Raw genomic sequence first — 12,458 nt, 5'->3', positions numbered from 1 at the left:
TTTTCAGCACACCCCAACATTCAGTATAGAACCTGAAATTCCTTCTTGACAAAACAGGACTAATGTGTAACAATTGTTGCATAACATATGTTATATAATATGATTGATAACGGTGACCTGTGCACAGAGCGTGCAGGTTATCGTTGAAGGCGGTGATTTGTGCGCGGAGCGTGCAGGTTATCGTTTAAATAGGGGAAGTGAAAAATATGCCGCCTAAAGCGAAAATAACGAGAGAAATGATATTGAATACCGTCATGGATATCACGAGAGAGACAGGCTTTGAAACTGTAAATGCGCGGAGCATCGCAGGAAAGCTTCATTGTTCTACCCGGCCGCTATTCACCTGTTATGAAAATATGGATGAATTAAAACAACAATTTCTTACATTTGCCTATGAATACTATGAGAAATATGTGGAGGATTACCGGATATTTGAAGAGGTAAATCCCTGTCTGCTCCTCCCTCTTTCCTACATTGAATTTGCCCAGGAAGAAACACAATTATTTAAACTACTGTTTATCAACGATATGGACCTGGAAATGAGTGAGGCAAAAGATTTTTATAAAGATAGCGGAAACGAAAAAAGGGCGGAGATTTTTTCGGAAATCATAGGCATCGAACCGGAATACGCCAAAGTCATATTTTTAGATTTATTTCTTTATACGCACGGGATAGCAGTGCTGGCCGCAACGAAAAAATTAAGGTTTGAGAGAGACAGCGCTGAAAAAATGGTGGGTAATATACTGACGGCTTTTGTAAGACAGGTAAAACCGGAGTGGAATCTGCCGGTTGACACGTGATGTGCGGCGGCCGCTAAGACAGGAGGACGCGATATGAGAGAAAACAGGTATATCACTGATTTCTACAATCATTATGATGAGGACGGCCGGCTGGCGTTACGGCATGGTTCGGTTGAGTTCCTCACTACGATGCGCTACATTGAAAAATATCTCAGGCCGGGCTGCCGCGTGCTGGAAGTGGGGGCCGGAACCGGGCGCTATTCCCATGCGCTGGCCCGCCGTGGATATACCGTAGACGCCGTGGAGCTGGTAGCGCATAACATAGAGATTTTCCGACAGAATATGCAGGCAGATGAAAATGTCACCATTACTCAGGGAAATGCGATGGATCTCAGCGCTTTTTTGGACAATCAATATGATATAACGCTCCTGCTTGGCCCTCTGTACCACCTCTATTGCAAGGAGGATAAACAACAGGCTCTGCGCGAGGCAATCCGGGTGACAAAGGAGGGGGGAGTGATTTTTGCCGCCTATGTCATATCCGACGGCTGTCTGCTCGATGAAGGGTTTAAACGGGGCAATATAAACGTAGCTGAATACATCAGGATGGGCCTTCTTGATTCCCGGACATTTGCTGCCAGGTCTGAGCCAAAGGATTTGTTTGAACTCGTCCGCAAAGAAGATATCGATGAATTGATGTCGGTATTTCCCGTGACCCGGCTTCACTACGTTGCGGCAGACGGCTGCGCCCCATTGATACGGGAAGCGGTTGAGGCCATGGATCAAGATACATTTGAACTGTACTTGAGATACCACTTCGCAACGTGCGAACGCGGGGATTTAGCGGGCAGTACTAGCCATGCGGTCGATATATTCAGAAAGTAACGGGTGCAGTATCTTTAACCATTGGGGCCGCTCCGTTTCGGATTACCTGCCTTGGCAAGCCGAAACGGGGCGGCCGTCAGTCAGTGTATTCAATACAGGCTGTCATTCTGCCACAAGGATTTTTACAATCTCTGCGATATACATCGTGTGATAATCTTTATTCGGATAGTATTTTGCGTCATTTTCTTTGGCGATAAAATTCTCGTAGGGCATATCGTCCTGATAAATTTTCCTGCAGACAAAGATAAGATTTGCTTCCTCAAATGCGGCGGTTCCCTCCGTAAAATACGGAGTAAGGCCTGCCTCTGATATTTTGTCGCGGTCCCTGCCGGAGACAGTGCCGCAGAGATTGAGGGCATTTTTACATTCCGGGCCGTAGAAGGAAAGGGTGAAGGTATCATTGGCATCGACAAATTCCTTTGTGTAGCGCTGGGGACGGATGTAGCAGGTCACGACATTCTTCCCCCAGAATACGCCGGCGCCGCCCCAGCTGGCCGTCATGGTATTGAATTTTTTCTCGTCACCGGCTGTTATTAACATCCAGTCGGAACCGATTCTGGTAAAGGGATTGAACTGTAAATCTTCGGCTTTTATTTCCTTAAAACTCATGGTGTATCCTCTCCTTTTTATTCGTGAATGATGAATGGTGCTATATCGTTTTTAGCACAAATGCCGGGATAAATCAAGAGAATTAATTCATATCTATTGAAAGAGGAATAAGGGAGACAGAAGTCTGAAAATGTGGTAAAATTACCATATAATTGAATTGCGGCAGGTTTTTGCGGAGAAAGGGTAATGAGGATGGGGAAGAAAGAAAAATGCACCGTATTTGCGCTTGCTATTTTTCTCATATTGTTTGTTTTATGGCGTATACAAGGATATGGAAAGGAAAAGGTGCATGATATTCCATCCGGTTCCGGGACTGCGGTACGTGTCAGTGAGATTCCGGCCGGTCCGTCATCCCCGGAGTACAAACGCAATGTGGAGATGGAGGTTATGGATGCAGCCTTTGACTTTGTCGATGACTGGGCTTCTGGCAGTCTGAAGGGGATGAAGAAACATCTGAGCAGGGAAGCTGCTGCTCGTACCGATGTCAATACTGTGATGGATTATGGCAAAATGGATTCGTATTTCATTGCATCCAAGGTTTTGCCGGAGGAGATACAAGGGGTGCTGGAATTGAAGTGCGAGGTGAAGGAGAAAGATTCGGAATTTATGTACTATCTGCTTCTTACCCTTAAGAAAGAGGGGGAGGAATGGAAGGTTTCAGATTACTGTCTGACGGAGCCGTATCCTGTGGAGAGCAGCGCGGCGGCAGAGGAACCGGCCGCCTGATGCAGTCTGCCGGAAATTACGGATAACAGCTGGAAACGAAAGGAACTTCAGGATTTCAGGAGGAATAGATATGAGGAATACAATAAGAAATAGTAAAGGAACCGACATAAAATCAATCAGGACCTGGGTCCTGGCTCTGGCGGCGGCCGGCATGGCGATATCAGGCCCGTTTCCGGCGCTGGCAGAGGAGGACCGGACTCCGGTTGAGGAAGTGTCGCTTGATGTGGAGTCGGCGATTGAGGTGAGAGATACGGGCTCCGACGTTTCGGTGACGACGGATTCCGACGAATGCTATGTGTCCAACGTGGATGTCACCAATGAGCCGAATGGGGAATGGAAGCATAAAGATAAGCCGAAGGTTCAGGTGAGTCTGGAGGCGGAACGTGATTATTATTTTAAATCAGGATTTGCCAAGAAAAAAATAAAGCTGACGGGTTCCGGCGGCGATGTAACTTCCGTGAGACGAAAGAGTGATGAGGAACTGATTGTCACCATCACCCTGGATGCGCTTAAGGCAGACGACAATGACTACGATCTGGACACGGAGGATGCGGAGTGGAATGAATTCAGCGCAGTCGGAGAGTGGGGGGACAGTGAGGATGCCGCTTATTATGAGCTGCGCCTTTACCGCAATGAAAAGTTTGTTACGACAATCCGCCCGGTAAAAGAGACACATTACGATTTTTCAAAGTATATAGACAGCGCCGGTTCCTACCGGTTCGAAGTGCGTGGACTGTATAATTCTTCCAGAAAAGGCGAGTGGCAGGAATCTGATATATTTGAAGTTACCGCAGAAAAAGCCGCAGAAATCCAGACTGCAGCAGCTTACAAACAAAGCGGCAGCGGGCCGGCTGCCGGAACCTGGAAAAATGATGCCGTCGGCTGGTGGTACTGTAATTCCGATGGGAGCTATGTGAAAAACAACTGGCAGCAGATTGACGGAAAATGGTATTTCTTCGATGAAAACGGCTACAGAAAGACGGGATGGGTCTCCTGGAAGGAGCAGTGGTACTTCCTGAATGAGAACGGAGAAATGCTGACGAACTCGGTGACGCCGGACGGCAAGTATGTTGGGGAGGACGGCGTGCTGGCGGCTCAGGGGTAGAGACTTATTGCAAAATAGAAACCGGATCTGAAGCGGAACCGGAAAAATACTAAAAAGACAGGTAAAAGATTAAAAACCGGACTGCAGAATCTGCAATCCGGTTTTTCGTATTAGCGGCCGGTCAGGTTAGAGCGGCCGGAAGCAAACACAGCTGGCAGACATATCATATAAGAGGCGGACATACTTGAAATTACCGGATAACTCACGGCAGAAGAGAATGTCACAGTCCGGTTTTTCGGCTGATAATCCGCCAATAAGCTAAAGGAGTAAAGAAGCGTGAAGCAGCGAATTTTTAAGTGTAACTGGATACGGCCGGAGCTTGCCGGAATACATCTGGTTGATAAATGCCTGATTCTGTTTATGACAATCCTGCTGATTCAGTCCGCCTGTACCCTGCTGGGATTTCCGGGTAACACGGCGCAGGCAAATGAAATCGATGTAATTATAAGAACATCCTCCGCAGCAATTTTCGGATATTTTTTAAGTGCCAATTTTATCCGGAACGGTGCATCCGGCTCAGGACAGCAGGAAACGGCACGGATGGGAGACGGAGGACTGAGGGAGCAGAGTGTGGAAGGCGTTTTCACGGAAAAGGAGCTTGCTGCGGAGGAAGGGGAAGAGAATAAGGAAGAACATCCTGTTGAATCAGGCCGTCTTCAGATTCTGATTGCGGCGGCGGTAGGCCTGTTTTGCCTGTTTACCCTGATTCTGCTGAGAAACGTGGGCGGCTGGGGAGAGGGGATTGAAGCTTCGCCTTCTGCGACAGCCACCGTTGCCCAGTTCCGTGACTTCGTTTCCGGATGCGTCGGCTTTTTAATCGGTTCCCCGACGAACCGGCAGAGATAAGGGGAAGAGCTGATATATTTATAATATTGTAAGAATGCGTAATAGAATCCCCAATAAATTCAAATCACTCCTGTGGTACAATGAGGCTGTAAGTAATTGTTTATCTGCGTATCACAGGAGGATTTTTATGAGAAAAGGAAACACAGGAAAACGGTTTCTCACCGCCGTTGCCATCGCTTCATTGTCCCTGACTCTGGCAGCGTGTGCAGGAGGAGAAAGCGGACAGGAGCCCAGTTTGGAGAGCAGCGCCGCGGCTGCGGAAGCGGAAGAGAGCGCAGAAATAAAGGATGAAGCCGCTGCAGAGGAGACGGATCAGGAGACGCAGGAGCAGGCTGGAAACCCGGTGACCATTTACCGCGGGAATGATACGGTGGAGAGGATGCTGACGGAGGAAGTCCGCCTTGCGGAAATTACGTCGGAGAACCTGGCCGGGAAGCTGATAGAAGCCGGTGTCCTTGAAAAAGGCGTGAAGGTGAATTCCATGGAGCTGACTCAAAAAGAGGGAATGACTTATATTGACCTGGATTTCAACCAGGAGTTCCTTGGAAAACTGAACCGAATGGGCACATCGGGAGAGTATTTCTATATGGGAGGCGTTGTCAATACATTTCTCAAAGCATTCGATGCATATGCAATAAAAATTACCGTCGACGGACAGCCTGCGGAGAGCGGACATAATATCTACAGCGAATACCTTCACTTTTACAGGCCGAATCCGGGGTCGCTGGAGGGAAAGTATATATTTGTCAAATCGGAGGAGGCGGTTGCACCATACGTTCTTCTGGATGAGGACGGCAGCTTTATCTTCCAGTACTCCATCCTTATGAGCTCCGTTCCAACAGGGACATATGAGAGGGCGGATGACAAAATCACGATGAAGCGGCAGGGGGCGGACGCGGTCTACGTGTTTGAACTAGAAGGGGAAAATCTGGTGTTTGACCGGGAGGAATCTTCTGATATCGGTCTGGAAGACAATGCGGTTTTTGAGCCTGGATACTAAGAGATAATACGGTGATACCGATACGGTCGCAGGCGCGAAAAATGTAGAAAAATGTGGAAAAAAGGCGAAAAGACTTGACTGCAAAGATATCATACTATAAACTTTAATACATAGTAACGATAACTATGTATGGTTGGATTTATGAGGATATCAGCCATACGGTCAGGGGGACTTTTCATGGTCAGGATTATAACGGACTCCTCATCACTGTATACGGTGGAGGAGGGGAGAGATACGGGGATTGACTCTGTGCCGCTCAGCGTCAGTATCGGGGACTGCCACGGGCGGGATTTGCAGATGGATATGCCGCAGTTTTATAAGCGGATCGATGAGGGGCAGATACCCACCTCTTCACAGCCGCCTATTGGCGAGGTGCTGGATACTTATGAGAAATACCGGGGGGAGCCGATTATCAACATCTCTATGGCCGACGGCCTGTCGGGAACATATGAGAGCGCATGCAGCGCCAGGGCAATGGCTAAGAATAAGGAGGATATCACTGTATTTAACAGCAGGACCTTGTGCGGTCCGCACCGTTATATGGTGGATCAGGCCCACAGAATGGCCGGAGAGGGCAGGGAGAAGCATGAGATACTGAAGTGGCTTGAGAAAGCGGCCCGCAATACCGAATCGTTTCTGATTCCTCAGGATTTTTCTTTCTTAAAAAGAGGAGGAAGGCTGACTCCGGTTGCCGCGGCCATTGGCTCACTGCTCAAGTTAAAGCCGGTGGTAAAGCTGACGGAGGACGGCAGGAAGCTGGATAAGTTCGGTGTTAAACGGACGATGACGGCAGCGGTGGACAGTATTATCGGCCATCTTAAGAAGAAAGAACTCGGGAAAAATCACTTGATGTTTCTGTCCCATGCAGGCGCCCCGGAGGATGCGGCGGCTGTCAAAAGACGCATGGCGGAGATTTTTCCGGAGCTTGAGATTCTGATTCTGGAACTGGGCCCGGCATTTGTAACCCAGGGAGGCCCGCGATGCCTTGCAATCCAATACATAAACAGATAAAAAGAAGCAGCCGCCGCTCGTTTTGGGCGGCTGTGTTTTTGTCCGGGAACGGGAATATGGATGGGAATTTATGGAAAATAATCATAAAAGCGCAGGAGAGAAAAACAGTGCGCCGTATGTGCCAAAAGCCTTTTTTTCCTTGAATGGAGGGGCTTTCCAGCCTGTGGATATATTGGGGGGACATGGAAGAAATCAGAGATAAAACACTATATATTGTATTGTTAAATAAAAAATGAGCTAATATATGGTATTTTGCAGTTGACAGCCTCCGTGTCCTGTCTTATACTAATAAGGCATCAATTAACAGTACCGGGCCAGGCGCCCGATTGAAATGAACCACAATATATAGTAAGAGTCACAGGAGGAAGTTTGGGGTATGAAGATTATCAAACGAAACGGTTCGGAAGCAGTCTTTGACATATCAAAGATTATGATGGCAGTAAGCAGGGCGAATGAAGTTGTCCAGGCTAATCAGAAGCTGAGCAAAGCCCAGATCAATGCGATAGCCGCACAGGTGGAAGAGGTGTGCAGCACTAGGCCGCATGCGATGAATGTAGAGGAAATCCAGGATTTGGTGGAGAATCAGATTATGGAGCAGCAGGCGTTTGAAGTAGCCAGAAAGTACATTACATACCGTTATATCAGAACGCTGAAGCGCTCCAGCAATACAACCGACGATAAGATTTTAAGCCTGATCGAGTGTAATAACGAGGATGTGAAGCAGGAGAATTCCAACAAGAATCCGACTGTAAACAGCGTACAGCGCGATTATATGGCCGGAGAGGTAAGCAAGGACCTGACGACGCGTCTTCTTTTGCCGCAGGAGGTTGTGGAGGCACATGAAGCGGGAATTATCCATTTCCACGATTCAGATTATTTTGCCCAGCACATGCATAACTGCGATCTCGTCAACCTGGAGGATATGCTGCAGAACGGAACAGTGATCAGCGGAACGGGAATCGACAAGCCCCACAGCTTTTCAACTGCCTGTAACATCGCCACTCAGATTATCGCCCAGGTTGCCAGCAGCCAGTACGGAGGACAGAGCATCAGCCTGACCCATCTGGCTCCCTTTGTGGATGTGAGCCGGCGGAAAATCCGCCAGAGTGTTGAGGAGGAGATGAGGGGCCTCGGAATCAGCGCAACACAGGAACAGATTACGGAAATGGTGAATAAGCGTCTGAAAGAAGAGATCAGCCGCGGCGTTCAGACTATCCAGTATCAGGTTGTGACACTGATGACAACCAACGGACAGGCTCCTTTTGTAACTGTGTTTATGTACCTCAATGAAGCGCGGAACAGGCAGGAGAAAGAGGATCTGGCGATGATTATCGAGGAGACACTGCTTCAGCGCTACCAGGGGGTGAAGAATGAGGAGGGAGTCTGGGTGACACCGGCATTCCCAAAGCTGATTTACGTGCTGGAGGAGGATAACCTGACAGAAGGTACGCCGTATTTCTACCTGACGAAGCTTGCGGCCAAATGTACGGCTAAGAGAATGGTGCCTGATTACATCAGCGAGAAGATCATGATGGAGAGCAAAGTGGATAAGAACGGTGAAGGCCATTGCTATACCTGCATGGGCTGCCGAAGCTTCCTGACCCCGTATGTGGATCCGGAGACGGGAAAAGCGAAATATTACGGCAGATTTAATCAGGGAGTCGTGACAATCAACCTGGTGGATCTGGCCCTGTCTAGCGAAGGCGATTTCGATAAATTCTGGAAACTGTTTGATGAGCGCCTGGAACTCTGCCATGAGGCCCTGTTATGCAGGCACAACCGTCTGAAAGGAACCTTGTCCGACGCGGCTCCGATTCTCTGGCAGCATGGCGCCCTGGCAAGACTTGAAAAGGGAGAGGTGATTGACAAGCTTCTCTACGGCGGATATTCCACCATCAGCCTTGGCTACGCAGGACTTTACGAGTGCTGCAAATATATGACCGGAAAATCCCATACCGATCCGGCTGTTACGCCGTTTGCAATGCAGGTGATGCAGCATATGAATGATGCCTGCGCAAAATGGAAAGCAGAGCATAACATCGATTTCAGTCTGTATGGGACACCGCTTGAATCAACGACCTACAAATTTTCCAAATGCCTTCAGAAACGTTTCGGCATGATAGAGGGGATCACGGATAAAGGCTATATTACAAACAGCTACCATGTCCATGTGTCGGAGGAGATTGATGCATTTACAAAACTGCAGTTTGAGAGCCAGTTCCAAAAACTTTCGCCGGGCGGAGCCATCAGTTATGTGGAAGTTCCCGATATGCAGGATAATCTGGAAGCCGTAATCAGCGTGCTGCAGTTTATCTATGACAATATTATGTATGCCGAACTGAATACCAAGTCCGATTACTGTCAGGAATGCGGTTATGACGGCGAAATCAGGATTGTCGAAGAGGACGGAAAGCTTGTCTGGGAATGCCCGAACTGTAAGAACCGCGATCAGAACAAGATGAATGTGGCAAGGCGTACCTGCGGCTATATCGGGACACAGTACTGGAATCAGGGCCGCACCGAGGAAATCCGTGACAGGGTGCTGCATTTATAGGAGGCAATCATGAATTATGCCAATATTAAATACTGTGATATCGCCAACGGCACCGGCGTGAGGACCAGTCTGTTTGTGTCAGGCTGCAGGCACCGCTGTCCGGGCTGTTTTAACAGCGAGGCATGGGATTTCGGCTATGGTGAACCTTTTACCGGGGAGATACGGCAAAAGATACTGGACAGCCTGAAACCTTCGTATATTGCAGGCCTGAGCCTTCTAGGCGGAGAACCGATGGAACCGGAGAACCAGAGAGAGCTTCTCCCTTTCCTGAAGGAGGTCAAAACACTTTATCCCGATAAGGATATATGGTGCTATACCGGTTATACGCTGGAAACAGATTTGTCGGAGGGCCAAAGAGCCTTCTGTGAAGTGACAAAAGAGATGCTCAGTCTGCTGGATATCCTGGTGGACGGCAGATTTGTGGAAGAGGAATACGATATCTCCCTCCGGTTCCGAGGCTCGAAGAACCAGAGGCTGATAGACCTTCCGGCGTCCCAAAAGGCAGGACGGACCGTTCTCTGGCAGGATGATCCCCTGTTTGCCGGACATGAGATAAATAAATAAATAAAAAACTGGTATTACCGGCTTAAAACAGTGCGGTAATACCAGCTTTTTTATTTATAAAAGGCGGTGAGCCGTGTGCGGAGCGTTCAGCTTATCACTTTTCTCCCTCGACCTCCACGCGGATTTCTTTTGTCCGAATTTCCCTGCAAATCTGTTCAATAAACTCACCCAGAGGTTTGACGCCCTCATCTCCGGCAAAGCGGCTTCTGACGGAAACAGCCTTGTCGGCCTCCTCCTGCTGTCCGACTACCAGCATATAAGGAATCTTATCAAGCCTCGTCTCGCGGATCTTATAACCAATCTTTTCCGAACGGTTATCAACGGAACAGAAAACGCCGTTTTTCTTTAATTCTTTTGCCACTTCTCCGGCATAGGACTCATATTTATCGGAGATAGGAAGGACTCTGACCTGTTCCGGACAGAGCCAGGTCGGGAATTTGCCTGCATACTTTTCGATAAGCCATGCCAGCGTCCTCTCATAGCAGCCCATGGAGGTTCTGTGGATAACATAAGGACGTACCTTATCACCGTTCTGGTCAATAAAATACATGTCAAAATTCTCCGCGATAGCGCAGTCCAGCTGAATGGTAATCATGGTATCTTCTTTGCCGTACACATTTTTTGCCTGGATATCAATTTTCGGTCCGTAGAAAGCGGCTTCCCCGTCGGCTTCTGTAAACGGAACATTCTTCTCAACCAGCAGGTCACGGATTTTGCCCTGGGTTTTTTCCCAATATTCCTCATCGCCCAGATACTTTTCGCGGTTATCCGGATCCCATTTGGATAAACGGTAGGTTACATCGTCCTGAAGGCCCAGCGTGGTCAGGCAGTGAACGGCCAGATCCAGGCAGCCTGCCAGTTCCTCTTCCACCTGGTCGGGACGGATAATCAGATGGCCCTCGGAGATGGTAAACTGGCGGACGCGGGTCAGGCCGTGCATCTCTCCGGAATCCTCGTTGCGGAACAGGGTGGAAGTTTCGCTGTAGCGCAGGGGGAGTTCCCGGTAGGAGTGCTGGTCATTTTTATAAACATAATACTGGAAGGGACAGGTCATCGGCCGGAGCGCAAAAACCTCTTTGTCGGTTTCTTCATCACCGAGGACAAACATTCCGTCTTTATAGTGATCCCAATGTCCGGAAATCTTATATAAATCTGATTTGGCCATGAGAGGTGTCTTGGTACGGATATACCCCCACTCATTATCCTCCAGATCCTCAACCCAGCGCTGAAGACGCTGGACGATTTTCACACCGTTAGGCATCAGAAGGGGCAGGCCCTGACCGATCACGTCAACGGTTGTAAATAAGCGCATTTCACGGCCCAGCTTATTATGGTCGCGTTTTTTAATATCTTCCAGATGCTCCAGATAAGCGTTCAGCTCCTCTTTGGATGCAAAAGCAGTTCCATAAATTCTCTGAAGCTGCGCCTTGCTCGAATCACCTCTCCAGTAAGCCATCGAGGAGGAGATAAGCTTGAATGCCTTAATCGGTTTTGTACTCATCAGATGCGGGCCCGCGCAGAGATCGGTGAAATCGCCGCCCTGCCTGTAGAATGAAATTTCTTCATTCTCAGGAAGTTCCTGAATCAATTCCACTTTATACGGTTCATCCCTTTCCTCCATGAGGCGGATGGCGGCCTCCCTGGTGAGGGTGAATTTTTCAAGCTTCTGGCCTTCTTTGATGATTTTTTTCATCTCTTTTTCCAGGTTGTCCAGATCCTCTCTTGTAAACGGCTCCGTATCGAAGTCATAGTAAAAACCGTTTTCAATCGACGGACCGATGGTCAGCTTAGCCTGCGGGCGCATACGTTTCACTGCTTCTGCCAGAACATGGGAACAGGTGTGACGCATGGCGGAGAGGCCCTCCGGATCCCTTGCCGTCAGAATATTCAAAGAGCTGTCTTTTTCCACAACAGTTCTTAAGTCAACGGTACGGCCGTCCAGTTCTCCTGCACAGGCCGCCCGTGCGAGGCCTTCACTGATACCAAAAGCGATATCGATTATGGATTTTGGTTCTGTGTATTCTCTCTGGGAACCATCCTTCAAAGTAATAATCATGATTTGTCTCCTTCTTTGTATTTTGCCGTCTAAGCAATTGATATATCATTTATTTCATATATAAACCTGCTGAAACACGATGGAATCCCGCGGAGCGGTTTTTATTTAACAGCCGGACTTCCCTGTTAAATAAAAAAACGCCTCCTGCAGTAAAATCGCTGCAAGGGGCGGGCATGTCGGCTCGCGGTTCCACCCTTTTGTATTATGCTATGCCGTTCACTTTGATAAATCCACCGTATAACCGACATAGCAGATAGTTTTCAGTTTTCCTTTTCAATTATAACACGGAAGCGGAAATTGTCAAAGATATTTAGCTGACCCCAACATCATGGAGATTTAACTGAGGTTTGGAGGACGCGTCC

11 protein-coding genes are annotated in these 12,458 nt (G+C 48.5%); 9 read left to right on the top strand and 2 right to left on the bottom strand.

Annotation, left to right across the window (positions count from 1 at the left end; genetic code table 11):
* Nucleotides 1–206: 206 nt before the first annotated feature.
* Both CLOSYM_RS16560 and CLOSYM_RS16555 read left to right on the top strand, forming a co-directional pair.
* Nucleotides 207–800: a TetR/AcrR family transcriptional regulator gene (locus tag CLOSYM_RS16560; RefSeq protein WP_003505088.1), complete on the top strand. Its 594-nt coding sequence runs from the start codon at nt 207–209 to the stop codon at nt 798–800.
* A 33-nt stretch (nt 801–833) separates the two neighbouring features.
* Nucleotides 834–1,625 (top strand): class I SAM-dependent methyltransferase, encoded by a 792-nt coding sequence (locus CLOSYM_RS16555; RefSeq protein ID WP_003507510.1) that lies wholly within the window; start codon nt 834–836, stop codon nt 1,623–1,625.
* 102 nt (nt 1,626–1,727) lie between these two features.
* On the opposite strand, the gene CLOSYM_RS16550 is transcribed toward CLOSYM_RS16555, so the two are convergent.
* Nucleotides 1,728–2,234: a flavin reductase gene (locus CLOSYM_RS16550; protein ID WP_003507509.1), complete on the bottom strand. Its 507-nt coding sequence runs from the start codon at nt 2,232–2,234 to the stop codon at nt 1,728–1,730.
* Between the two features lie 186 nt (nt 2,235–2,420).
* On the opposite strand from CLOSYM_RS16550, the gene CLOSYM_RS16545 reads away from it, so the two are divergent.
* The 7 genes from CLOSYM_RS16545 to nrdG all read left to right on the top strand — a co-directional run bounded on the left by CLOSYM_RS16545 (nt 2,421) and on the right by nrdG (nt 10,040).
* A complete protein-coding gene (locus CLOSYM_RS16545; protein ID WP_021643002.1) occupies nt 2,421–2,960 on the top strand; it encodes a hypothetical protein in 540 nt (179 codons plus the stop codon).
* Nucleotides 2,961–3,030: 70 nt separating this feature from the next.
* A complete protein-coding gene (locus CLOSYM_RS16540) occupies nt 3,031–4,065 on the top strand; it encodes an N-acetylmuramoyl-L-alanine amidase family protein (protein WP_021643001.1) in 1,035 nt (344 codons plus the stop codon).
* A gap of 276 nt (nt 4,066–4,341) precedes the next feature.
* Nucleotides 4,342–4,911 (top strand): hypothetical protein, encoded by a 570-nt coding sequence (locus CLOSYM_RS16535; RefSeq protein ID WP_021643000.1) that lies wholly within the window; start codon nt 4,342–4,344, stop codon nt 4,909–4,911.
* Between the two features lie 127 nt (nt 4,912–5,038).
* Entirely contained in the window at nt 5,039–5,911 is an 873-nt protein-coding gene (locus CLOSYM_RS16530; RefSeq protein ID WP_021642999.1) for a GerMN domain-containing protein, read from the top strand.
* A 177-nt stretch (nt 5,912–6,088) separates the two neighbouring features.
* A complete protein-coding gene (locus tag CLOSYM_RS16525; RefSeq protein ID WP_044902669.1) occupies nt 6,089–6,922 on the top strand; it encodes a DegV family protein in 834 nt (277 codons plus the stop codon).
* A 376-nt stretch (nt 6,923–7,298) separates the two neighbouring features.
* Entirely contained in the window at nt 7,299–9,476 is a 2,178-nt protein-coding gene (gene nrdD, locus CLOSYM_RS16515; protein ID WP_021642996.1) for an anaerobic ribonucleoside-triphosphate reductase, read from the top strand.
* Between the two features lie 9 nt (nt 9,477–9,485).
* Complete coding sequence (gene nrdG, locus CLOSYM_RS16510; protein ID WP_003507502.1) at nt 9,486–10,040, top strand: anaerobic ribonucleoside-triphosphate reductase activating protein; 555 nt, start codon at nt 9,486–9,488, stop codon at nt 10,038–10,040.
* Nucleotides 10,041–10,134: 94 nt separating this feature from the next.
* Here the strand turns inward: nrdG and thrS are convergent, their stop codons facing one another.
* Nucleotides 10,135–12,096, bottom strand: coding sequence for a threonine--tRNA ligase (thrS, locus tag CLOSYM_RS16505; RefSeq protein ID WP_021642995.1), 1,962 nt, complete (start codon nt 12,094–12,096; stop codon nt 10,135–10,137).
* Nucleotides 12,097–12,458 lie beyond the last annotated feature (362 nt).

Source organism: [Clostridium] symbiosum ATCC 14940 (genome assembly GCF_000466485.1).
Classification (GTDB): Bacteria; Bacillota; Clostridia; order Lachnospirales; family Lachnospiraceae; genus Otoolea; species Otoolea symbiosa.
The sequence above is the reverse complement of the archived record's forward strand: the minus strand, read 5'-3'. Positions and strand labels throughout refer to the sequence as shown.